Origin of the sequence: Rhizobacter terrae (assembly GCF_003852895.1) — a bacterium.
Lineage (GTDB): Bacteria > Pseudomonadota > Gammaproteobacteria > Burkholderiales > Burkholderiaceae_C > Albitalea > Albitalea terrae.
In genome coordinates this window covers 24,034-46,322 of sequence record NZ_QUSW01000009.1, presented here as the reverse complement: position 1 = coordinate 46,322, position 22,289 = coordinate 24,034, and the positions used below count along the sequence as shown (strand labels likewise).

Annotated in this window: 20 protein-coding genes; 15 read left to right on the top strand and 5 right to left on the bottom strand. The window is 66.7% G+C overall.

Annotation, left to right across the window (positions count from 1 at the left end):
• The 13 genes from DZC73_RS25240 to DZC73_RS25180 all read left to right on the top strand — a co-directional run bounded on the left by DZC73_RS25240 (position 1) and on the right by DZC73_RS25180 (position 15,807).
• Positions 1-1,941 carry a PEP/pyruvate-binding domain-containing protein gene (locus DZC73_RS25240; protein WP_124543153.1) on the top strand — a complete coding sequence of 647 codons (1,941 nt, stop codon included), beginning with the start codon at positions 1-3 and terminating at the stop codon, positions 1,939-1,941.
• On the top strand, positions 1,938-3,167 hold the full coding sequence (locus DZC73_RS25235; protein WP_124543152.1) for a hypothetical protein: 1,230 nt from the start codon (positions 1,938-1,940) through the stop codon (positions 3,165-3,167). Before DZC73_RS25240 ends, DZC73_RS25235 begins: the two co-directional genes overlap by 4 nt.
• Positions 3,164-4,306: a hypothetical protein gene (locus DZC73_RS25230; RefSeq protein WP_124543151.1), complete on the top strand. Its 1,143-nt coding sequence runs from the start codon at positions 3,164-3,166 to the stop codon at positions 4,304-4,306. The genes DZC73_RS25235 and DZC73_RS25230 overlap by 4 nt, the downstream gene beginning before the upstream one ends.
• A 22-nt stretch (positions 4,307-4,328) precedes the next feature.
• Entirely contained in the window at positions 4,329-5,396 is a 1,068-nt protein-coding gene (locus DZC73_RS25225; protein WP_198414973.1) for a hypothetical protein, read from the top strand.
• A 15-nt stretch (positions 5,397-5,411) separates the two neighbouring features.
• Entirely contained in the window at positions 5,412-6,005 is a 594-nt protein-coding gene (locus DZC73_RS25220; protein WP_124543150.1) for a dephospho-CoA kinase, read from the top strand.
• 197 nt (positions 6,006-6,202) lie between these two features.
• Complete coding sequence (locus tag DZC73_RS25215; RefSeq protein WP_124543149.1) at positions 6,203-7,645, top strand: alkaline phosphatase family protein; 1,443 nt, start codon at positions 6,203-6,205, stop codon at positions 7,643-7,645.
• Positions 7,636-8,415: an HAD-IIA family hydrolase gene (locus DZC73_RS25210; RefSeq protein WP_124543148.1), complete on the top strand. Its 780-nt coding sequence runs from the start codon at positions 7,636-7,638 to the stop codon at positions 8,413-8,415. The genes DZC73_RS25215 and DZC73_RS25210 overlap by 10 nt, the downstream gene beginning before the upstream one ends.
• Before the next feature lie 68 nt (positions 8,416-8,483).
• Positions 8,484-9,593, top strand: a complete 1,110-nt coding sequence (locus DZC73_RS25205) for a GNAT family N-acetyltransferase (protein ID WP_124543147.1) — start codon at positions 8,484-8,486, stop codon at positions 9,591-9,593.
• Positions 9,590-9,877, top strand: a complete 288-nt coding sequence (locus DZC73_RS25200; RefSeq protein WP_124543146.1) for a hypothetical protein — start codon at positions 9,590-9,592, stop codon at positions 9,875-9,877. Before DZC73_RS25205 ends, DZC73_RS25200 begins: the two co-directional genes overlap by 4 nt.
• 135 nt (positions 9,878-10,012) lie before the next feature.
• Positions 10,013-11,284: an MgtC/SapB family protein gene (locus DZC73_RS25195; RefSeq protein ID WP_124543145.1), complete on the top strand. Its 1,272-nt coding sequence runs from the start codon at positions 10,013-10,015 to the stop codon at positions 11,282-11,284.
• A 95-nt stretch (positions 11,285-11,379) separates the two neighbouring features.
• Positions 11,380-12,225: a universal stress protein gene (locus DZC73_RS25190; protein WP_124543144.1), complete on the top strand. Its 846-nt coding sequence runs from the start codon at positions 11,380-11,382 to the stop codon at positions 12,223-12,225.
• Positions 12,226-12,240: 15 nt separating this feature from the next.
• Entirely contained in the window at positions 12,241-13,080 is an 840-nt protein-coding gene (locus DZC73_RS25185; protein WP_161974736.1) for a universal stress protein, read from the top strand.
• A 69-nt stretch (positions 13,081-13,149) separates the two neighbouring features.
• On the top strand, positions 13,150-15,807 hold the full coding sequence (locus DZC73_RS25180; RefSeq protein WP_198414971.1) for an excinuclease ABC subunit UvrA: 2,658 nt from the start codon (positions 13,150-13,152) through the stop codon (positions 15,805-15,807).
• Between the two features lie 20 nt (positions 15,808-15,827).
• Here the strand turns inward: DZC73_RS25180 and DZC73_RS25175 are convergent, their stop codons facing one another.
• Complete coding sequence (locus DZC73_RS25175; protein WP_124543142.1) at positions 15,828-16,328, bottom strand: hypothetical protein; 501 nt, start codon at positions 16,326-16,328, stop codon at positions 15,828-15,830.
• A gap of 143 nt (positions 16,329-16,471) precedes the next feature.
• On the opposite strand from DZC73_RS25175, the gene DZC73_RS25170 reads away from it, so the two are divergent.
• Positions 16,472-17,956 (top strand): sensor histidine kinase, encoded by a 1,485-nt coding sequence (locus DZC73_RS25170; protein ID WP_124543141.1) that lies wholly within the window; start codon positions 16,472-16,474, stop codon positions 17,954-17,956.
• Here DZC73_RS25170 and DZC73_RS25165 read toward each other — a convergent pair.
• Together DZC73_RS25165 and panD are read right to left on the bottom strand one after the other, a co-directional pair.
• On the bottom strand, positions 17,953-18,387 hold the full coding sequence (locus tag DZC73_RS25165; protein ID WP_124543140.1) for a hypothetical protein: 435 nt from the start codon (positions 18,385-18,387) through the stop codon (positions 17,953-17,955). The two genes, DZC73_RS25170 and DZC73_RS25165, sit on opposite strands and share 4 nt — an antisense overlap.
• Before the next feature lie 11 nt (positions 18,388-18,398).
• Entirely contained in the window at positions 18,399-18,764 is a 366-nt protein-coding gene (gene panD / locus DZC73_RS25160; RefSeq protein ID WP_124543139.1) for an aspartate 1-decarboxylase, read from the bottom strand.
• A gap of 187 nt (positions 18,765-18,951) precedes the next feature.
• On the opposite strand from panD, the gene DZC73_RS29810 reads away from it, so the two are divergent.
• The gene (locus DZC73_RS29810; RefSeq protein WP_161974735.1) at positions 18,952-19,317 is read left to right on the top strand and encodes a nuclear transport factor 2 family protein; all 366 of its coding nucleotides are present in this window, start codon (positions 18,952-18,954) and stop codon (positions 19,315-19,317) included.
• Positions 19,318-19,332: 15 nt separating this feature from the next.
• Here DZC73_RS29810 and DZC73_RS25150 read toward each other — a convergent pair whose 3' ends face one another.
• Together DZC73_RS25150 and DZC73_RS25145 are read right to left on the bottom strand one after the other, a co-directional pair.
• The gene (locus DZC73_RS25150) at positions 19,333-20,637 is read right to left on the bottom strand and encodes an MFS transporter (RefSeq protein WP_124543137.1); all 1,305 of its coding nucleotides are present in this window, start codon (positions 20,635-20,637) and stop codon (positions 19,333-19,335) included.
• A complete protein-coding gene (locus DZC73_RS25145) occupies positions 20,634-22,271 on the bottom strand; it encodes an MBL fold metallo-hydrolase (protein ID WP_124543136.1) in 1,638 nt (545 codons plus the stop codon). The genes DZC73_RS25150 and DZC73_RS25145 overlap by 4 nt, the downstream gene beginning before the upstream one ends.
• Between the last annotated feature and the right edge of the window lie 18 nt (positions 22,272-22,289).

The following is a 22,289-nucleotide window of genomic DNA, read 5'->3' as shown; positions in this document are numbered from 1 at the left end:
ATGCCGACCGCCATGTCCGGCAAATCCGGCAAATACGCCACCTTGCAGGCCTTGTCAGGCCAGTTGCCCATCCCGGCCTTCTTCGGGCTGCAGGAAGCGCAACGCGCCCGGCTTTGGCTGAACGCCGAGGCGATTCAGGCCGAGGCGCAGGCCATCCTGCACAACATCCACTTCACCGCGGCGGCATTCCTGGACCGCGACCTCGCCCAGCTCGATGCCTGCGCCCCGCTCGCATGGCATCCCGAGGCCGACCAGGTCCTGCTGGAGTGGCTTGCGGCGGCCGGATTGGCGCCCGATGCGCAGTTGGCGGTGCGTTCCTCCGCAAGCATCGAGGACGGCACCGTCAACAGTTTTGCGGGCGTGTTCGACACGGTGCTGCACGTGAGCGGCCTGCCGGCCCTGCGCGCCGCGATCGAGCGCGTGTGGAGATCATCCTTCTCGCGCCGCGCCGCGATGGAGCGCCTGCGTTGCGGCCTGCTGGAGTCTCCCTTGTCCATGACCGTCATCGTTCAGCAAATGGTCGCGGCACGATGGGCCGGCGTCGCATTCAGCCACGACCCGGTGTCTGCGCAAGCCGGAATGCTGATCGAAGCCGTGCCGGGTCTCGGTGAGGCGCTGGTCTCCGGAGAGGTTCGGGCGAGCACCGCCGTTCTCGGCGACGGCGTTCCTCGCGGCAGCCCGGCGCTCCTGGCAGAGCGAGCGATGCTGGATTCGATTCGCTGCCTGGTGCAGCAGGCCGAGGCGGCGCTTGGCCAGCCGGTGGACATCGAATGGGCCTTTGACGCTGAGACGGTCTGGCTGCTGCAGGCCAGGCCGATCACCACGCTGAAGCGGCGAGACGACCACCCCGCCTGCTGCGATGCCGTGGCGCTCTACCTTGCCGGAGACGACGAGCTGGCGCCGTTCAAGCCGCTGCCGGACTTTGCGCAGTATTTCCGGTCCAAGCGCCGGCCGCTGGCCTTGCTGGCGCAGCAGCATGGCGTCCCTGCCGGCTCGGCGCTCCTGGTGCGCGCCAATGCGGATGGCTTCGCCGACCCGAAAGCGGCGGCATCGCTGTTGTCGCAACTGCATGGCGGGCGCGTCGTGCTGGATTTTTCGGCCGGCGTGCGGCAGCAGATTCTCGATGCCGGCGACTTGCCTGCGCGCCTTTCTGAGCTTCTGACGCCGGAACTGAACATCTTCACTTTGCGCGATTACATCAAAGGCGAGTTTGGAATCATCACGCAGCCCTTGGCGACGCCGCCCGGCCAACCGCGCCAGGTGCTTTGCGAGTACTCGGCCGATGGCTTGCTGGCCTTGAATCGCGGCTCGGCATCGACCACCAGCTTTCACATCGACGAAGACGGGCAATGCGACGCGACAGGACCGGCTGCGTCACTGTTCTCCGCGGCTCAGCGATTGCAATTGTTCGAGGTGAGCTCCGCCGCGGTGGACCGTTTCGGCCAAGTGCAACTCGAATGGGTGCTGGATGCCGGCCGCCTGCGCCTGATCGACTTCTCCGAGGTGGCCACCTTGCACCTGAAGCCCAGTGGTGACGGTCAGCGAACCGTGTCGCCAGGCTATGCGCGCGGCCGGACCCTGCTGGTCCTTGGCGACCGCGAGCTTGAAGACATCAGCATCGCCGCCACCGTGTCCATCAACCATCTGCCCAGCGCCGAGAGCCTCGGCCCGCGGATGATGCAGCTGCTGGCCCAGGCACGCGCCGAGGGCGAACGCCCCATCATCGTTTCTCCCCGGCCGTATGCGGCATTGGCCGCGCTCATCCCCTACGCCGCCGGCTTCGTGTTCGAACAGTCCTCCTTGCTCTGCCACCTGGCGATCCTGTTGCGCGAAGGGCAATTGCCGGCCATTGAATCTGCCGCTCTGTTCAGCCAGGCTCGTCAAGGAGAGCCGGTGGTCATCGGAGCCACGAGCGAAGAACACAAGGAGGCCATGGCATGACGCGCGTCCATCTCTGCCTCAACGTTCCGGGCTCAGCCTTTCCTGGGGAGTCGCCGGGTGTCGTCGCAGCGCTGGAATGCTCAGCCGGCGAACTTCGAATCGGTGCCAACGGCCTCTACCTGCGCCAGGGAGACCTGCTGCCCGTGGCCCTGTGGATCGATGACCAGCGGTTGATGCTCGACGGTGCCCCCCCTTTCGAATTCCGCAGCTTCAGCGGCGCACAGCGGCAGCAAAGCCGGACCTTCTTCGACTGGCTCTGCGGCCGCTTCGATGGCCTGGCCCGGTTGAAGCCAACCGGTGCCCGCTGGATGCCTTCGATCGCCGCTGTCGAGCGCGACGACGGCCGGATGTCGTTCTTCCACCTCGTCCAGCAAGGCGAGCCAGGAGCGATGTTCGTGCTCTACAGGGACGAGGCGCTGGCCACGGGCGATGGCCTCGCGAAACAGCTGTGGTGCCAGACGCCAGGGCATGCCGAGCGTCTGGACACCCTGCGGCCGGCCCTGGGCGACGAGTGCTGGTACACGAAGTGGCGCCCCGAGATCGAGATGGAACGCAAGTTCACCTTTGCCGGCATCCCCGACACCTGGGCCTTGCTGCACGCACTGCATGCCGGCATCGCAGGCAGCGGCGAGTCGGGCTTCGTGCCCGAACTGGACCGCGAGATCCAGGTCTGGGACTACGAGCAGCACATCTTCGAAGTGCTGGGAGGCAATGCCGAAAGCGGCTACATCGCCTACATCCCGCAGGCTGACGGCCTGATGACAGTCAAGCGCAAGTGGTTCGTGGAGAACTGCGAAATTCGCCGTGAATCCTTGTGGGTCGAGAAGACCTTGCGGCTCCAGGAGATTGACTCACACGTCGCGACGCTCACCGCGGAACGCACGCGCCGCCTGCCTTCCTATCGCCGCAAGCGCTTCGACGCGCAATTCGAGTCGCTGCAGACCGGCAACATCTTCGGCATCTACATGGACGTCTGCCGAACGCTCGATTCGCGTGCGGCATTCTCTCAGTGCGAGATCGAGTACTGCCGCACCCGCACCTTCGCCGAAATCCGGGGCGTGGAGGCTGACTTCGAGAGCTTCTGCGGCCACGTCGGTGCGCAGCTCAGGTCGCTGGGTGTGCCGTTCCAGCAGGACCTCTACTCCAAACTCGACTTCGTTCGCAGCGTGGCTGACGAAGCGCTCGACCAGCCGTACGCACGCGAACTTCGGGCAGAACCGGCATGAGCTCCGACTCCTCCTCACTCCTGGTGTTCGGCAACTGGCGCGTGCGCCACGCCGAACCCGTGCCCGACGCCCTGGCTCAGTTGCAGGTGGTGGCACTGCCGCCCGGCGCACGCATCGCTGCGCGGGCGGCGCAGATGGACTGCCGGGAATCACTGCCAGTCATTGGACACGCGGGACCCGACGGCTGGCACGAAGCTCCGCTGGGCGAGACAGCCGTCTGCGCCAACATCGGGGTGCAGGCCATGCCGCTTGCAATCATCGAGCGCTGCAGCGCAACCCGCGGGCCGTCGTTGCGGCTCACCCATCTGGTCGACCGGGCTGATCGCCATGGGACCCACTTCCTCGCGGTGCCGCCGTCCGCAGACATCGCACCCGACGACCTGTGCCAACGGCTGTGGCAGGCGTTCGAGAACCTGCACCTCGTCACCAACAACTACGAGTGCTTCTACACGAAGGGCACGGCGCCAGCGGGATGGCGGCTGCTCCTCGACGAGCCGTCGCTCGACGTGCATCGGCTGGGTGAAGACTGGCTCGATCACCTCGACACCGTGCCGGGCAGCGAGTTCGTCAGCCAGTTGGGTGAAGAGCTTCAGTTCGCCTGCCACGACAACGTGCTGTGCGAAGTGCTGCCCACCTCGTCGGGCAAGGCAGGCTGGGTGAATGCCGCACTGTTCACCCACAAGCGCAAGGCCCGCGTGACCGACGCCTTCGCCGACATCCGTGCGGCCATTTCGGCCCCAGGCGGGCCGCCGCGCACCGCCATCCACCACGACGAGCGGCTCACCTCCTCGCCCGAGGAGCACATGGCCCTGTGCCTCGACCTGCCCTTGCAATCGGTGCTGCGCTGGCGCCGGACTGAGTTCGTGTCCGGCTGCGAGTCGCTGGCCAGCGGCCATCTGTTCAGGCTTGGCTTCTCCATCAATCAATCGCTCGACGACACCGCACCCGCAACGCTGTGCTCGATCGACTACCTGAAGACGCGAGGCTTGGACGGTGCGCGATCGATCTCGTCCGATGCAGAGGCGCTCGCGGCGTTGGTGCAGTCCTTCCTGGACTTGCAGCGGCTTCGGGTGCGGCCCATGCCCACGGAGGCCGCCGATCCCACTTTCCGCCGCCTCTGCGTGGCGGCTTCCTTGTGATTTCCGTGCCGGGAGACGACCTGTGAAAACCGTGTTGACCAATGGCGTCTTCAGTCTCGGACTGAACACCCAGACACCTGAACCGCGCCCCGACCCCTGCGGCCTTGCCGAGCGCTTGTGCCGCTTCCTCTCACCCTACCTGCTTCCCACTGCTGAGACGACCTCCTGCGACCTGGAGGTAAGGCTCGCACCCCCGGAAGCTTTCCTCGCGAGCTGGAAGGCGTGCTGCACGCAGCCCGCGACGATCCGCGAGACCTATGCAGAGGGCTTCACGCTGAAGGTCAAGCAAGGCTGGCTCGACGATGGTCGGCTGGTGGCCTGGGACGAGGACAAGCAGGTGGGCTACCTGATCGACCGCAACCGCCGGCACGTCGATTTCCACGGAGGTGCCGGTGCTTTCATCCACCTGATCGAGCTGGTGCGCTACCACGGCCTGCTCGTCGAGCAGGCCAAGGGCACGGCCATTCTTCACAGCTCGGCCACCTTGAACGAGGACACGGGCGGTGCGATCGCCATCGCCGGGATGAAAGGCGCCGGCAAGACCACCACCATGCTGGAGCGGGTCGTCAACGGCCGACAGCGCTATTTCTCCGGCGACAAGCTGTTGCTGGACGTGATCGACGGCCGCGTTCGAGCCCGTGGCTGGCCCGACTTCCCTCACATCGGCCTGGGCACCCTGCGTCAATTCCCTTCGCTGATCAAGGCCCTGGGCGACGACCTGCGCAGCCTGGTCGACTCCGACATGCCCGACCAGAAGAAGATCCTGCTGCAACCCGAAACCTTTGCGGGACTGATCGGTCGCAGCCCCGTGGGCACCGCCTGGCTGGACGAAATCGTGCTGCCGCAGGTGCAGCTTGACGAGCCGCTGCGAACACACCGGCTCACGCGCACCGACATCCAGCGCATCCTGTCGGAGCGCAGCATCTTCGAGTGGCCGCATACCTTCATCACGTCGACCTGGCATGGTCTGCCGCCGGCCGGCCAGGGCCTGTCCGCCCACCTGTCCCCCGATCTGGTCGAGGCCTTGTGCGAGGTGCCTTGGACTCGCGCTCAGGGGCGTGCACAACAGCAGGCCACGGCCCAGGCCTGACGAGGGAACGACACCATGCCCGGACTTGCGTCCCCCACCCTCAAGCTTTGCCTGGTCGCGCCCAGTGGCTCGGGCAAGAGCACCACCGCCGGCCTGATGCGCGAGACCTTCGAGGCACGTGGCCTGTCGGTGGGCATCGTGAAACTGGCCGCACCGCTGTATCGGCTGCAGTCGATGTTCTATGCCGAAGCCGGCATGGCGATCGACCCGGATGCGCAGGACCAGCGCCTGCTCGAGAGTGTCGCGACCCACTTGCGGCGCATCCATCCGGAATCCCTCGCCAGGCGCTTCCTGCTGGGGCTGGCAGACACCCAGGCCGATGTCGTGATCAACGACGACCTGCGAGACGACATCGTCGACTGGCCAGCCCTGCAGCGTGCCGGCTTCATCGTCGTCAAGCTGGTGGCACGCCCTGCGCTTCGCCGGCAGCGCCTGGCCTCGCGCATGGATCCGAGCATCGTCGAAGACAGCCCGCTGGACGCCCAGATGGCGCGGATCAGGCCCAGCTATGTCCTGACCAACAATGGCAGCCTCGATGAGTTGCGAAGCCAGGTGGAAGGCCTGTGCGCCAGGCTCCTCGCGCAGCCAGCGGAGGCGGTGGCGGCATGAAGCCCAGGCGGCTGCTGTGGCTCCTGGTCGATGGGCTGTCGCTGAAGCTCTTTCGCCTGCTGGAGCCAGAGCTGCCGCTGGCCTTCGCACGGATTCTTCCGCTGGAGCCCCTGAGTCCCAACTGCCAGACGCCGCCATCACTGTTCAGCATCTGGAGCGGGTTGCCGGTGGCAGCGCATGGCCTCACGGGATACACCATGCCGGCGCGCCAGCACGGAGCGCCGCTGGCCATGGACGATGCGTTTGTCGCGTGGCCGCGCGACATCCCGATGGTGTGGGATCGCTGGGCGCGCAGCGGCGGCACCGTGCGCACCTGCGCCGTGCCGTTCGTGCAACCCGACCGCCTCGGGCCCGCGCTGCTGTCGCACAGCCATGTCTATGGGCCGTCACTGGCCCGGCCGCAGGTACTGCGTTCCGGGGAAGCACTGGTCATCGACGCGCTCGGCATTCGCTGGAGCGTCGAGGCCGGCGATCACTGCATGCGCCTGACCGGAACGCCGCAGGGCTGCGTCGAGATTGCATTCGATACCACCCGGCACCTTCGGCTGCCAGAAAGCGCCGCGCCATCGCTGGCAGGCCAGACCCATCGCGCCATCGCAGTGCGCGCGACGCGCATCGACGGCGAGCCATGCCTGTGCTCCCTCGGTTTCCAACCGGTGCTCATCCAGGGAGAACATGCGCAAGCGCGCTGCGCCGCGCTGCAAGACCTCGCCTACTGCGCCGCCAATCCGGCTCGCCTGTATGTGGGCAGCCGGCTGGGTCGCCGCATCGATGAAGACGGCGCTGGCGAGGCAGAAGCCCTGCTGCTCGACTTGCTGGACTGCGTCCACCGGAGCTTCCTGGATGATCTCCTCTGGACGCTGGAGTCCGAAGGCGGCGATCTGGTCGTTGCCTACTATCCGCTGATCGACTTGCTGTCCCATCAGCTGCTGAGGCAGGTGGTGGAGCCGCGTACCGCGTCTGAATTTGCCTTGGCTGGCAGCGTGTTGCGGCGTGCGGCCACATGGCTGGGCGAACTGTTCGTGGAATGCGGCGCGCGGCTGACGCCGGACTCGCGCTTCATCGCCCACGCCGACCACGGCATGATGCCGATCGTCCATGAAGTCTGTCCCAATCAATGCCTGCTGCACAACGGCTGGCTGGTTGCCGACGCCACTGGCGACATCGATGTCACCCGGTCGCTGGCGTTCTACCACCCTGCCGAGAACGGATGGATCGCGCTGCATCCTGAACGCATGGCCAGCGCCGGCCTGTCACCCGAAGATCTTGTCGAGACCTTGAATCGGTCGCCGGGCGCTGCGTTGGACGGCCGATTCGAGCTGATCGAAGGACCTCCGCACTCGGCCGGCCAGGGCTGGACCAGCACCTGGTACCTGCAACCGCCGGCCCGTGTGCGGCTGCGCGCCAGCCTTCGCTACCCCTTGATGGCACCGGCCCGCAAGGGCGGCGACCACACCTGCTGGTCGGACGACCCATGGCTGAAAGGCGTCCTGCTTGAACCCCGCGCCAACTCGCCGGACTGGACCCAGCCGCTGGAGCTGACAGACCTCGCGCCCGCACTGCTGGGCTGGCTGCGCGACATGCACGGCAGCCCGGTGCACCACATGCCGACACCTCCACGACTCGCACCATGCACCTGAAAGCCTTGTTGCTGGACATTGATGGCACCCTGATGTTCAAGGGGCAGGCCATTGCCGGCGCGAACGAGACCTTGCGCAACGCGCGCGAGCGCGGCCTGCTTGTCCGCCTGTTGACAAACATCAGCGCCCGTTCGGCGGACCAGATCGCCGGCGAGTTGCAGGCCGCCGGCATCGACGCCATGGCAGACCAGATCCAGACGGCGGCCAGCGCCTGTGCCCATCACGTCAAGGCCCATGCCGGGGCCAGCTGTCATCTGCTGGTTCCGCCGGCCATGGAGTCCTTGTTCGAAGGCGTTCCCAGGAACTGCGAGGCGCCGGACTTCGTGGTGGTGGCCGATGTGGCCGAACGTTTCGACTACGCCAACCTCAACCTGGCATTTCGCCTCGTCAGGCAAGGCGCGACGCTGCTCGTGCCGCACCGCAACCTCTACTGGCACGACCGCGAGGGGCCGATGCTCGATGCGGGCGCCTTCATCGTCGGCCTGGAAGCGGCCACGGGCCGCAGCGCTTCAATCACGGGCAAGCCGTCGCCCCTCTTCTTCCAGGCTGCACTGGCTGCCTTGGGCGTGGAGGCACACGAGGCGATCGTCGTCGGCGATGACATGCGCACCGACATTGCCGGTGCCCAGGCACTGGGCCTGGAGCACGTGCTTGTGCTCACCGGCAAGGGGCGAGACCACGGCGACACCGGGCAGGCGCCAGCACGTCACCGGATCGCGAGCATTGCCGATCTCCTCGATCACCTCACCGCGACAGCATTGATCCCCTGATGGAAAGCCACCCATGAACCTGACGGGCAGGTTGCGACTCGAGCAGGCCCCCATGAGGATTCACCGAGATGACCCCACAGTTCAGAATCGTCGACAACCCTCGTGAGACTTCATTCCAGCAGGCTTGGGAACGGCACGTCAGCGCCGGCGAACTCTCGCTGGATCTCGACTATCTGCGCCTTGTGTCCGAAGCCACTCCGGAGGCCTCTCACCACTACGTGGCATGCATCGATGCGGCGGGAGCCATCTGCGGGCTGGCCTATGTGTCCCTGACCGGCAGGCGCATTGCGGGATTGATCCCTCTGCGCGTTCTGGTGCTGGGCGGGACGGTGGCGGGAGGGCAGGCTTTCTGGTTCGATGAAGCCGTGCTGCGGTTTGCCGACTTCATGGCAGCACTGCGCTCCTTTCTGGCACGAGCGGTGCCGCACGACCTGATCGTCCTGAAGGAGTTCTCCAGCGGTCGCGATGCGACCGTGCTGCAGGACAACTGCGACGCCGGATTCGTCAACGTGCTGTGCTTTGACCGCAGCCGGGTCGACCTGCGTTCGACCGCTTCTCTGGATGCATGGCTCGACACCTTGCCTGCCAAGAAGCGCTACTACCTGAAGCAAGTGCTGCGGCACCAGCGCGAGAGCGGACTGGCCTTCGACGTGATGGAACGCTTCGATCACTTGGTCGACGAGCTGTACCCGCTGTACCTGGCGGTGAACGCCCGCGCCACCGAGGCACGCACACAGGCACTTCCGAAATCGTTGTTCCATGCGATGGCACGCCAACTGGGTTCCTCGCGCTTGCTGGTGGCAAGACAGGACGGCCGCTGCGTCGGATTCGGGCTTCTGCTGGAACGGCACGACCAGGTGAAATGCATGGTCATCGGTCTCGACTATGCGGTATCGCGGCAGCTGAACCTTTGGTATGCGATCGTCCTGCGGTCGATCGAGCATGCGGTGACGCGCGGATGCTCGATGGTCGACCTGGGTTCGACGAACCACGACATGAAGCGCAAGTTCGGTGCCGCCAGCGACGACATCTGGATTTCGGTCAGGCACCGTACCCCATGGCTCAACCGGCTGCTCGCCCCCTACATCCGTCACAGCCTGAAGCAGATGTATGCTCCAAAGTCCCGCGATCGGGAAGTCCGTGGGAAGTTGAGTTTCAGCGTGGAGCCCAGTCCATGAAGCTGCCTGCCCTGCTCCTGTGTCTGCTGACCGCCTGCGCCGCACCGGTGCTCCCCGCCGCCTGGACAAGACCGGGCGCCACCGATGCCGACCTGAGGGCCACGATGTCGCAATGTCGGGCCGAGGCTTCCAAGCAGCCACTGGCGCCGCGCCCCATGCCATCGGCCGGCACCGACCCGAATTCCGCGAGCGTCGGCAATCCTGCTGCCACCGCGCAGGACATGCAGGACTATCGGTACGCCGTCAATGAATGCATGACGCGGGCGGGGTGGGCCCGCAAGTAGGCCGTCTGCCGGAAGGTCCGGGTTCTGTGTCGACACCCGGGCCGTACGAATCTTTTCCAAGCGCCAGCGTTCGATCGCTGAGTTCCCTTGACGCAACGCAAGCGTCACCCGCGGCCGTCCTGGACACTTCACAGCATGAATCTGGAAGTCGCCCGTCATTTCCTGGTCGCGCTGTTCATCGGCGCACTGGTCGGCGTGGAGCGCGAGCAGCGCAGGAGTTCGGAGCCCGAGCGCGTCCTCGGTGGCGTGCGCACGCACATCCTGTTGGCGCTGGTGGGAGCCACCTCCGCATGGCTGGCGCGAGAGCTCGCGTCCGCCTGGGTCTTCGCCATCGCGCTGGCTGCCGTCAGCGCTGTCGTCGTCGCCGGCTACGTCCGCCGCGGCAGGGATCCAGCCGATCAGGCGCCCGGACTCACCAGTGAAATTGCGGCCATGGCCGTGGTGTTGCTGGGCGCCATGGTCGTCGTGGGCGATGCTGCCCTGGGCGTGGCGCTGGCCGTGGCCGTCTCGGCCGTGCTCGCGTTCAAGCAGCCGCTGCATGTCCTGGTGGCCAAGATCGGCACCGAAGACCTGCTGGCAGCCATCAAGCTGATGTGCATGTCGTTCATCGTGCTGCCCCTGCTGCCGAGAACGCCGGTCGATCCATGGAATGCCGTCAACCTCTACCAGCTCTGGCTGCTGGTCATCCTCACCTCGGCGCTGTCCCTCGTGGGCTACCTGGCCATGAGGTGGCTCGGCTCCAGCCGCGGCACGGCCATCACCGGCTTGGCCGGCGGATTGGTGTCGTCCACCGCCACCACCCTCAGCTTTGCGCGCGCAAGCCGAAGCGCCGAGGCGTCGCCGGCCGGCAACCGCGAGGCCACCGGCATCCTGCTGTCCTGGCTGGTGATGTTCTTGCGCGTCCTGGTGCTTGTCGCGGTCGTCAATCCGTCGCTGCTGCAAGCGGTGTGGATTCCGCTGACTGCCATGGGCGCTGCCACCGGTGCCTTCGCCCTCGCCCACTACCTGCTGTGTACGCGCACGGCTGCAGCGGATGCCGGCTCGCTGGCCGTGCGGAACCCGTTCCAGCTGGGGGAGGCCCTGCGATTCGGCTTGCTGTTCGCCGTCATCCTTCTGCTCATCCGGCTGGCACAGATCCATCTGCCCCAGTCCGGCTTCTACGTGGTGTCCGCCCTCGCCGGATCCGCTGACGTGGATGCGATCACCCTGTCCTTGGCTCACGACGGCCACACACAGGTGCAGACGGCCCAGGCCGCCACGGCCTTGTGCGTGGCCCTGCTGAGCAACACCGTCGTGAAGACCGCCACCGTGCTGCTTTATGGGCGCGGCCGCGTGCGGCACCACACCCTGGTGGCGGCTGGCACCGTCATGCTCGTCGGGGTGGCGACGCTCCTGATGCTGGCTTGAGTCCATCTCAAACCTCGTCGAGGCTTGATGCAGCGCAATCCACCCGCGCGGCCCATTCCTAGACTTCGCATAGCTTCTTTTCTGGAACCTCCACCATGGGCACGACCTTTCGAAGCATCCTCGTCTTGCTGGACGCCTCTGCCGAGAGCGCGAAGCGCACGCAGGCGGCCATCCGCCTGGCCCGTGAACATGGCAGCCGCTTGGCGGGCCTGTCGCCCACGGGGCTGGCGGACCTGCCGGACCTGCGGACCTCCAACCGTGAACTGGCCGCACGCGCGGCCAGGGCGTGGGACGCCTTGAAAGATCGCGCCGAGTCCGCCGCGCAGTCCTTTCGCGACGCCTGCTCGGCGGCTGGCCTGGGCGACGTGCAGGTCGTCATCGAAGAAGCGGACACCGCGGCCAGCGTCTTGCGGCACGCACGCTTTGCCGACCTGGTGCTCGTGGGCGAGGCGCGCCCCGATGCCGCGGCCGGCCGCGAGCGCGGCGAAGCGATTGAACAAGTGGTGCTTCACAACCCACGTCCAACGCTCTTGTGGCCCGACAGTGCGCCTGCGGACTCGATGGCCCGACGCATCCTGCTCGCCTGGGACGACAGCCGTGAAGCCACGCGTGCCGCCAGCGATGCCCTGCCCTTCCTGCAGCGTGCCGAGCATGTGCACGCGCTCTGGGCAGACGAAGGCGACCTGGATGCCGGCAAGGCACGGGAGCGGCTGGATGGGCTGTATCACTGGCTGCATGCGCACGGCGTGCGGTGCGTGGTGCACGTGGCACAGGTCAAGGACGGCATTTCGGCCACGCTGCGTACCCGGGCCACGGAAATCGGCGCGGACCTCGTGGTGATGGGTGCCTGGGGCCGGCCGCGCTGGGCCGAGCGCGTCATGGGCGGTGCCACCCACGGCATGCTGCGCACGCTGGACCTGCCCGTGCTGATGTCGCATTGATCAATGGAGAACCTCATGACCTACCGTAGCCTGCTCGTCCTGCTGGATTCGTCACCGCTGTGTGCGTCGCGCGTCGACTGCGCCATCCGCATCGCCAAGTCGTTTGAAGCCCACCTGGTCGGGCTGGCGCCCACGGGCATCGTCGACATGCCGGTGGCCACCGAATCGGCCGCCTCGCTGGCGGAGTACGCCACGCTGGCGTGGAACACCTTGCGCGCCGAGGCCGCGCAATCGGTGGAACAGTTCCGGCAGACCTGCCGCGCGGCTGGGTTCCAGTCTTTCGAAACCCAGGTCGATGACGAGAGCAAGGCGCGCTCGCTGGTGAGCCACGCGCACTGCAGCGACCTGACCGTGCTGAGCCAGGCCGACCCGTCCTCTCCCGGGCACGCGGCGATGCGCGAGACGGTGGAGCAGGTCATCCTCTACAGCGCGCGCCCCACGCTCGTGCTGCCGTACGCCGGCCGCTTCGACACGGTCGGAACGACCGCGATGGTGGCCTGGGACAACAGCCGAGAAGCCGCACGCGCCGTGGCCGATGCGTTGCCCTTCCTGAGGGCCGCGCAGACAGTCCACGTGGTGTCGTGGGAAGAACAGCGCAACGAAGACGGCGGCCTGCGCCCGAGCCTCGATGCATTGCAGCGCTGGCTGATGTGGCAGGGCGTGACGGCGGAAATCCATGTGGAACGCAGTGGAATTCCGATTGCGCAAGCCATGTTGTCGCGCGCCGCGGACCTGAGCGCCGACCTGATCGTGATGGGCGCTTATGGCCATGCCCGCTGGAGCGAGCGGCTGCTGGGCGGCGCCACGCGTGGACTGCTGGATGCGATGACCGCGCCGGTGCTGATGTCTCATTGAATCGCAGCGCGTCATTCGAGCCGGTGTCCTACATCCACCGGTGGCAGTCCGTGTGCAAACTCGGTCCTTGTGAACCGCCCACGCCAGCTCGACCCTGACCCATCGCTCCCCAGGCCTGACAAGGGCCGGCCCGGCTTCGTGTGCGTGCGCGGCGCCCGGGAACACAACCTGAAGAATGTGGACGTGGACATCCCGCGCGATGCGCTGGTTGTCTTCAGCGGGGTGTCCGGCTCGGGAAAGTCGTCTCTGGCCTTCGCCACCATCTATGCAGAGGCCCAGCGCCGCTACTTCGAGTCGGTCGCACCCTACGCACGCCGGCTGATCGACCAGGTGGGCGTTCCGGCGGTGGACGCCATCGATGGCTTGCCGCCCGCCGTCGCCTTGCAGCAGCAGCGCGGCACGCCAAGCGTGCGCTCCTCTGTCGGAAGCGCGACCTCCTTGTCCAGCCTGCTGCGCATGCTGTATTCAAGGGCCGGACACTACCCTGCCCACCAGCCGATGCTCTACGCAGAGGACTTCTCGCCCAACACGCCGCAAGGGGCGTGTCCGACCTGCCATGGCCTGGGGCGGGTGCATGAGGTGACCGAGCAGTCCATGGTGCCCGACGACACCTTGACCATCCGCGAGCGCGCCGTGGCTGCATGGCCCCCTGCGTGGCATGGCCAGAACCTGCGCGACATCCTCGTGACGCTCGGCATCGACGTGGACACGCCATGGCGCAAGCTGCCCAAGAAGACCCGCCACTGGATTCTCTTCACCGACGAGCAGCCGACCGTGCCGGTGTATGCCGGATTCAGCCCCGCCGAAACGCGCGAAGCGCTGCGGTCCAGGCAAGACCCCAGCTACCAGGGCACGTTCATGGGCGCGCGCAAGTACGTGCTGCACACTTTTGCGACGACCCAAAGCGCCCTGATGAAGCGACGCGTCTCGCGCTACATGGTCGCCAGCGACTGCCCCGCGTGCAAGGGCAAGAGGCTCAAGCCCGAGGCGCTGTCGGTCACGTTCGCCGGGCGAGACATCGGAGAACTGTCGCGACTGCCGCTGCGAGACCTCGCCGAAGTGCTCAGGCCTGCCTCCGCCGGCCATGCCGATGCCGCCGAGCCCACGAACAGCATCACGCGATCGCAGTCGCGCCGGCATGCGGCGACGCGGGTCGCCGAGGGCCGCAGCGAACACCGTGCCGCGCCGGACGTGCGGCGCACGTCGCACCTGTCCGAGGAAAAGCTCATCGCTGCGCAGCGCATGGCGCACGACATGCTGGAACGCATCTCGACGCTGCAAGGCCTGGGCCTGGGCTACCTGTCGCTCGATCGCAGCACGCCCACGCTGTCTTCCGGCGAACTGCAGCGGCTGCGGCTGGCCACGCAGATCCGCTCGAACCTGTTCGGTGTGATCTACGTGCTGGACGAACCGTCCGCCGGGCTGCATCCGGCCGATGGCGAAGCGCTGCTGAGCGCGCTGCGAGGGCTCAAGGATGCCGGCAACACGCTCTTCGTCGTCGAGCATGACGTGGACCTGATGCGGCAGGCCGACTGGCTTGTCGACGTGGGTCCGGACGCCGGCGAACGCGGCGGGGAGGTGTTGTACAGCGGGCCGCCGGCCGGCCTGGCCGGGGTGGCGGCGTCGCGGACGGCCGAATTCCTGTTCCCAAGCGAGCGCACCACGCCGGCGCCCTGGCGCCCGGCCAAGGGCTGGCTCAAGCTGGAAGGCGTGTGCCGCAACAACCTGCACGGCGTGGACGTCGACTTTCCGTTGGGCTGCCTGACCGCCGTGGCCGGCATCTCCGGTTCAGGCAAGTCCAGCCTGGTCAGCCAGGCGCTGGTGGACCTGGTCTCGCAGGCGCTGGGCCATGAACGCCCGGCCGTGGAGACTGACGAAGGCATCGACGACGACCTGGCCTCGAACGAAGCGACGCGAGGCCGCATCAGCGAAGGCATGGACCGCATTGGCCGGCTCGTGCAGGTGGACCAGAAGCCCATCGGCCGCACGCCGCGTTCCAATCTCGCGACATACACCGGCTTGTTCGACCACGTCCGCAAGTTGTTCGCCGCAACGCCGGCCGCCCGCGCCCGGCGGTTCGATGCCGGCCGCTTCTCGTTCAACGTCGCCAAGGGCCGCTGCGACACCTGCGAGGGCGAAGGCTTCGTGAGCGTCGAACTGCTGTTCATGCCCAGCGTCTATGCGCCTTGCCCGACCTGCCACGGCGCACGGTACAACCCGGCCACGCTCAAGGTTTGCTGGCAGGACCGGAACATCGCCGACGTCCTGCGGATGACCGTTGACGAAGCCCATGGGTTCTTCTCCCAGGAGCCTTCGCTGGTCCGCCCGCTGGCACTGCTGAGCCAGATCGGCCTGGGCTACCTGCGGCTGGGGCAGCCCGCCACCGAGCTCTCGGGCGGTGAAGCCCAGCGCATCAAGCTGGCGACCGAACTTCAGCGTGCACAGCGAGGCCGCACGCTGTACGTGCTGGATGAGCCCACCACGGGCCTGCACCCCTCGGATGTGGTCAAGCTCCTGGCGCAGCTCAATCACCTGGTGGACGCGGGCAACACCGTCGTGGTGGTCGAGCACGAGATGCGTGTGGTCGCCGCGTGCGACTGGGTCATCGACGTGGGTCCTGGTGCCGGCGACGAGGGCGGGCGTGTCGTGGCGAGTGGAACGCCCGACGAGGTCTCGCGCAACGACGCCAGCCCGACTGCCCGATACCTGCGTTCGGCGCTTTCGTGAATCCCGTGCTCCGGGGCGTGTCAGGCCAACCCTGGGCGGCGCGCTGCATGTCGTCCTCCCTGCCTGACCGATAGCGCCACGATCGCGGCACCTGCGGCCACGACCAGTGCATCTTCAATCAAGCCGCTGCGCGTCTGACCGATCCGCGCCATGGCTCGCTTGCGCGCGGCAAGCGTGGCATAGGCAAGCGGTACAGCGGTGGCGACTGCGACCGCTGCGCCGGCCCTTTCGCGTCCCCGGGGCGCCAAGGCCGCGCCGGCAATACCTGCACTCATGACGCGTGCCAACAGCCCCAGGAAGACGGTGCGGTCGGGCGCGGTCTTCATCTTGTCACCGACCAGTTCGCCGGCGCCCATCGCCAAGGCTCCCCACTTGACCACGGGGCGGTCCAACAGGACGAGATGCCCCGGTGGTCGACGACCCGCCAACCGCGCCACTGCGATGGTCGCCATGGGCGTCATGGATCGCGCGCTTGCAACGGCACCGATCAGCACGGAGGACAGCAGCTTGGGAAGTTTCATGGGGAACACCTCTGCATGGAAGACCTCATGCCGAGCAGCAAACGACGTTCCTTCGTGGCGAGGAGAGGTCATCCGGCGCAGCATGCATCGCACGCTCGTGCTGCATGGCACCTGCGATACATTGACGTGTACCGCCCCGAACCATGATTGAAGAACAACATTCCCGCCTGCCGGTCCAAGCCGCCGCACCAGCTTTCTCGACGGCGGACGCGGGTCCGGCGAATGGCGTCGCTCGCGACCAGGCGCGCCGGCTGCGGATGATCCGGGTCTCGTTCACGAACTACCTCACGGCCACGGTGCTGCTGTCGATGTACGCCGCGGCCGGCACCGTGGGGTGGGCCGTGCCCGTGCTGTATGCCGGCTTCACGGCCGTGGGAAACCTCGGTTTCGCGATGGCGGTGCGCACCGGGTTCAACCTTCGGTTCAAGGAGCCGAACCTGTTCACCGGGCAGATGTGTTTCGCCGGCGTGGTCGCGTTCGGCTTCCTGGGGTTCGTTCCCGAACTCGCGTTCCTTTTCCTGGCCAGCACCTTCGTCACCGGTGCGTTCGGCCTGGTGCAGTTCAACGCCCGCGCCTTCCTGATGTGGGTGTCCATCGCGGGCCTGGCGATCGCGCTCGTGCTGGCGACGGTATGGCAACGCCTCACCTTGCCGGCGTCGACCGCGGCAGAGGCTTTCATCCTCTGGGTCACCCTGGTGTGCATGCTGATGCGGTTCGTGGCCGTCGCCTCGCACGTCGGATTGCTCAGGGGCAAGCTCAACGAAAAGAACGCGCTGCTGAAGCTCTCGCTGGGGCGCATCGAAGAACTGGCAGCCGACCTGGAACATCGCGTCACCGAGCGCACCGCGGAGTTGAGCGCAGCGAATGCCGCCTTGCGAAGCGAGATCGCGGAACGCCTGCGCACGGAAGCCGACCTGCGCCGCGCGCAAGACGAGCTCGTCAGGGCGGGACGGCTTGCGCTGCTGGGAGAGATGTCGGTGGCCATCACGCACGAGCTGAACCAGCCCCTGACCGCGTTGCGTGCCATCTCGGACAATTGCCAGACGCTGATCGAGCGAGACCGCGTGGAGGACCTGGTGCCGAAGCTTCAGGCCATCGCGCGCCTCACCGAGCGCATGGGACGCATCACGGCGCAATTGAAGCTGTCAGCCGGCAGGGCCGAACTCCCGTTCGCACCGGTGCAGCTCCTCGCCAGCGTCACCAGCTCGCTCGCGCTGCTGGAACAGCGCATTGCCGTCCAGGGTGTGTCGCTGAACGTGGCGGTGCCGCCGGACCTGCTCGTGCTGTGCGATTCGTACCGGCTGGAACAGGTGCTGGTGAATCTCGTGGCGAATGCACTCGACGCCATGCGATCCACGCAGCACAAGCGGCTGTCGATCAGCGCGGTGCCGTCTGAAGGCCGGGTGATGGTGCGGGTGTCCGACACTGGAACCGGACTGCCACCCGACGTGCTCGACCGCATGTTCGAACCCTTCTTCACCACCAAGCGCCATGGTGAAGGGCTGGGCCTGGGGCTCGTGATCTCCAGCCGCATCGTCGCCGAGTTCGGCGGCCAGCTCAGGGCTGCCAACACGCCCGATGGCGCCAGCTTCGAATTCGATCTCGCAGCAGGCACGAACCCTGGCTAGCGGGCGACGGCGAACATCCAGTCCATGCTGCCGGTGTACTTGATGAGCACGTACAGGCAGACCGCCCAGAGCCAGATGCCGGCCACCATCCAGCGAGCGAGCTGGCGTTCATCCGCGCCGAGCACCATGGCGCCCAGCGAGGTCAGGATGGGGCCGAGGATCCACGGCGCCAGCAGGCCCAGGCCGACCGTGCCACCCTTGTCCAGGAAGCGCTTCGTGCGCTTGACGATGCGCCCTTCCCTGCTCACCTTGCGCAGGACCCAGGCGCGGAACCGCGCGCCCAGGAAGATGGTCGTGAGCGCCCCGATGGAGGACGCCAGCGCGATCAGCACGCTCGCCTGTTCCCACGGCATCTTCAATGCATAGGCCGCGGGATAGGCCAGCCAGAACTCGAAGAGGGCGACGGATGCAACGCTGAGGTATTCCATCATGGCCGCTCAGCTCAATCGCCGCCCTTCACGCTGGTCAGGCGGTTCTGGGCGTCGACGAACACGACCCGGGCACGGTGGCGTTCGACCTCGGCCGCCGTCAGCGGCGCATAGGTGCAGATGATCAGCAGGTCGCCAAGCTGGGCGCGCCGCGCAGCCGCGCCGTTGAGCGATATCTCGCCGCTGCCGCGCTTGCCGCGGATGGCGTAGGTGGAAAAGCGTTCGCCGTTGTTGACGTTGTACAGCTCGATCTTCTCGAACTCCACGATGTCGGCGGCCTCCAGCAAGTCTTCGTCGATGCCGCAGGAACCTTCGTAGTGAAGGTCGCACTGCGTGACGGTGGCCCGATGGATCTTTGCGCGAAGCATGACGCGTTGCATCTGGGTGTCTCTCGGTTGGGTTGGACCAGGCACCCGCTCCATGGACCAGGCGCACGGCCAGTCTAGGCAGCCGCATCGCCACGGCGTTCCGAGAACTCGTAGATGCGCCGCACGCTCCCGGGCGCACAGTTGTCGCCGACGGTTGCCGCTGCAATGGCGGCTTCTTTCTCAGTGCGAAGGAGACACCATGATGGACCATCTTCTGGAACACAAGGTGCTGCTGATGTTCCAGCACATCGATTCATCCGATTGGGCACGGCTGGATGATCACTTCCACCCGGACGTCGAGTACCACCGTCCCGGCTACGACTCGATCAAGGGGCTGGACGAACTGCGCCAGTTCTACGCCAACAGGCGAATCATCAAGACCGGCCGGCACCAGCTGGAATCGGTCTTCTACGGCCCGGGAGGCGAGTCGCTGAGCGTGACCGGCTCCTTCCGCGGGGCCGACCGGGCCGGACGTGACCTGAGCGTGCGCTTTTGCGACGTCTACTTCTTCGCGGACGACAAGATCATCCGCCGCGAGACCTTCTTCAGCGCTCCCGCGGTGTAGAAGGCCGGCGCGGCATCAGAGTTCGCGCAGCGGCTTGTAGGCGAAGCCGCTGAGCGTCGCGAGCAGGCCCACCGTCCCGGCAATGACGAACATCATGCCGACCGCGGTGGCCTTGCCCAGCGACAGCCACTCGCGCGACATCCAGGCCGCAATGCCGCCTCCTGCGGTGAGCTTGGCCTCCAGCACGCCGACGAAGATGCCTCCGAGGATCACGGTGACCACCGTCGTCAGCATCGCGGCGTTGCTCAACACGACGAGGATGCTGCCCTGGCGCGCCACCGGCACCTTGCTCATCCACAGCGCGTAGGCGCAGCTGCCGCCCACGCTGGCCGCGGCCGAGGCGATGAACTCCAGGATGCTGTAGCGCACGATGGAGCCGCCGAATCCGGCCAGGATGACGCAGATGGTCAGCACGGCGTCGCAGCCGAGGATGACCTTCATGCGCCGCTGCGGGCTGTCCACCACCACCATCAGCAGGCTGCCCACGAGCGCGCCGACTGCCCCGAAGGTGAGCGCCACGCCGAGGTTTTCGGGGGAATGCTGGTTGAGGATGAGCGGGATCACCATCGTCGACGCGAGCGCGATCATGGCCGCCTGGATCAGTGAATAGGCCAGCAGGCTCAGCATGGTGAGGTCTTCGGTGAAGAACTCCAGCGAGCGCTTGAAGTTGCGCAGCGGCGAAGGCCGGTCGGCAGGCTTGTCATCGTCGGTGCTCGCCGGCACGCCGTGGCGCAGGTTGGAGAACGCCCGCCACACCAGCGGCGCACCGATGAGGAAGGTCAGCAGGTCCAGCGACACCAGGCCTGACAGGCCGATGCTCGCGAGCAGGAAGCCCGTGAGCGTGGGCGTGACGATGCCCAGCGTGGTCTGGCTGATGCCCATCGCACCGCTGGCGCGCGTGAGGTGCTCGCGCGCGATGATGGAGTTGACCGACGCCTGGTAGGCCGGGCCGCTGAAGGCGCCCAGCACCGACGACACCGCCGCGAAGATGTACAGGTGATGCACCTCCAGCCGGTGCGTGATGACCGCCACGAGGAAGATCGCCGACATCAGGGCGCCCACGCAGTCGCAGGTGATGATGATCGTGCGCCGGCTCGTGCGGTCGATGATCGCGCCCGCGAAAGGCATGATCAGCAAGGCCGGCAGCACGCCGGCCGTGACCGACCCCACGAAGCTCAGGACCGACCCGGTCTGCTGGTAGATCCAGATGCCGATGGCGAACTGCACCATCTGCACGCCGAAGCTCGTGATGCCTTCCCCGAGCCACAGGTACCAGAAGCGTTTTCCGAGGTCGCGCAGGGACTGGATGATCTTGTTCATGGGGTGTCCTGGTTCACGCCGACCGACCCGGTGGCCTGCTGCGTCAAGGCGATCTCTCGCTTGCCGTACAGCCGCTCAGCAGGGATGTCGCGCGTCATGCAGTAGTCGATGAGCTTGTTGGATTCCACGATGGGAATCGAGCGTTCGTCGTACACGATGCTCGTGATGTGCGAGAACCAGGGTTCGGCTCCCATGGCATAGACGAAGACGCCGCGTGGGCGCAGGTCGTCGATGATGGACTTGGCGCGGGCGAAGTTCGAGCCGTTGAGCCGGCGTGCCTCGTCGTGCTCGCGGCTCAGCCGCTTGGTGAGGAAGCTGCCGTACAGCCACGACATCGGGCCGCCTTCGCACTCCATGCCGATGAACATCAGGTCCGGCGACGGGACCAGGCGCGCAATGCGCCGGTACATCGCAGTGTCCAGGTTGTTGGAGTCGGCCAGGCACATCACGCGCTTGCCGGCCAGTTCCACCGCATAACCGAGCTTGGAACGGATGTGCAGGTCGCTGTGCTCGCCCAGGAAAGGCAGGCCGGTGATCGAACCATCTCCCAGGGCGATCGTGCCCAGCTCGTCGAGCTCCATCACCGACTTGAATCCGACCTTTTCGAGGATCATCCTGAGCGACGGGTCCTGCAGGAAACCGCCGTTGGACTTGGGCACCACCACCGTGCCCACCCGGTGCCGCAGCTGCAGCAGGAACTCGAACAGCACGTGGTCCTGGTGGTTGTGCGTCAGCAGCAGGTAGTCGATGTGCTGCGGCAGGTCGTGGAAGTCGAAGCAGTCCAGCCCTGCGGAAGCGGAATAGGCGAAGCTCGGGTCCACCAGCACCGACTGGCCCGCCCCTTCGATCAACAGCGTCGCATGGCCGAAATAGCGCACGCGCACCCCGTCCTGCGGCGGGGCTGAATGGCGGATCGCTGGCGGTGTCTCGGTGAAGAGGCTGTCGAAGCGGGTCATGTCGGCGCAGTGCTGCTGCACGCGCGAGCGCAGCGAGGCGAAGGCCGGCTCGTCGAGCCCCTCTTCCCGCGCGCGTGCCAGTTCGTCCCACAAGGGATCGGCGAACGGTGCGTTCACCAGCACGCCGCCCGAACAGTCGATCAGCGGCGTGCTCATGACGAACGGCCTCGGCTTGCTGCCCATGGGCCGCAGGAACACCGACTGCAAGGACGTGTCGTACAGCGCGTCCGCATACAGCAGCGGCTCGATCAGGCGCAAGGAGGCGTGGTTGTGCAGGTCGTAGCCCAGCTCCACGACGCCGCGCAAGGGCTGCGGAATGCGCTCGTACAGGGGTTCGAGCGAGTTGCCCTTGCCGGTCTGCTCCAGCAGCTCGGTGGCCTTCTCCAGCGCCTGGGCCAGTTCGAGCTGCGGTCGCACGCTGCTGCGCATCTGCGCGAGCAGCGTCTCGGCCGCGGCCACGTCGCCGTCATGGTCGACGAAGGGGCCGCCGCGCATCTTCGGGTTGCGCACGGCCGAGCGGTGGAACTCCGGGTCCTCGACGAAAGACTCGAGGATGGGCAGCAGGCGGTTCTTCATCACCAGCGACAGCGTGGCCGGCGCCATCAGGAAGGGCCACGCATACCAGCGGCAGATCAGCGGTTCGAAGGCGACGTTGGGTTGCAGGTACACGGTCTTCATGGTCTCGGTCGTGGATGC

Bases quoted from the DNA above. Each gene is read 5' to 3' on its own strand.
- DZC73_RS29810 (WP_161974735.1), top strand. From the start codon at position 18,952: ATGATGGACCATCTTCTGGAACACAAGGTGCTGCTGATGTTCCAGCAC.
- DZC73_RS25150 (WP_124543137.1), bottom strand. From the start codon at position 20,637: ATGAACAAGATCATCCAGTCCCTGCGCGACCTCGGAAAACGCTTCTGG.
- DZC73_RS25215 (WP_124543149.1), top strand. From the start codon at position 6,203: ATGCCGGCGCGCCAGCACGGAGCGCCGCTGGCCATGGACGATGCGTTT.
- DZC73_RS25145 (WP_124543136.1), bottom strand. From the start codon at position 22,271: ATGAAGACCGTGTACCTGCAACCCAACGTCGCCTTCGAACCGCTGATC.
- DZC73_RS25175 (WP_124543142.1), bottom strand. From the start codon at position 16,328: ATGAAACTTCCCAAGCTGCTGTCCTCCGTGCTGATCGGTGCCGTTGCA.
- DZC73_RS25165 (WP_124543140.1), bottom strand. From the start codon at position 18,387: ATGATGGAATACCTCAGCGTTGCATCCGTCGCCCTCTTCGAGTTCTGG.
- DZC73_RS25240 (WP_124543153.1), top strand. From the start codon at position 1: ATGCCGACCGCCATGTCCGGCAAATCCGGCAAATACGCCACCTTGCAG.
- DZC73_RS25220 (WP_124543150.1), top strand. From the start codon at position 5,412: ATGCCCGGACTTGCGTCCCCCACCCTCAAGCTTTGCCTGGTCGCGCCC.
- DZC73_RS25190 (WP_124543144.1), top strand. From the start codon at position 11,380: ATGGGCACGACCTTTCGAAGCATCCTCGTCTTGCTGGACGCCTCTGCC.
- DZC73_RS25195 (WP_124543145.1), top strand. From the start codon at position 10,013: ATGAATCTGGAAGTCGCCCGTCATTTCCTGGTCGCGCTGTTCATCGGC.
- DZC73_RS25185 (WP_161974736.1), top strand. From the start codon at position 12,241: ATGACCTACCGTAGCCTGCTCGTCCTGCTGGATTCGTCACCGCTGTGT.
- DZC73_RS25235 (WP_124543152.1), top strand. From the start codon at position 1,938: ATGACGCGCGTCCATCTCTGCCTCAACGTTCCGGGCTCAGCCTTTCCT.
- DZC73_RS25230 (WP_124543151.1), top strand. From the start codon at position 3,164: ATGAGCTCCGACTCCTCCTCACTCCTGGTGTTCGGCAACTGGCGCGTG.
- DZC73_RS25200 (WP_124543146.1), top strand. From the start codon at position 9,590: ATGAAGCTGCCTGCCCTGCTCCTGTGTCTGCTGACCGCCTGCGCCGCA.
- DZC73_RS25170 (WP_124543141.1), top strand. From the start codon at position 16,472: ATGATTGAAGAACAACATTCCCGCCTGCCGGTCCAAGCCGCCGCACCA.
- DZC73_RS25205 (WP_124543147.1), top strand. From the start codon at position 8,484: ATGACCCCACAGTTCAGAATCGTCGACAACCCTCGTGAGACTTCATTC.
- DZC73_RS25210 (WP_124543148.1), top strand. From the start codon at position 7,636: ATGCACCTGAAAGCCTTGTTGCTGGACATTGATGGCACCCTGATGTTC.
- panD (WP_124543139.1), bottom strand. From the start codon at position 18,764: ATGCAACGCGTCATGCTTCGCGCAAAGATCCATCGGGCCACCGTCACG.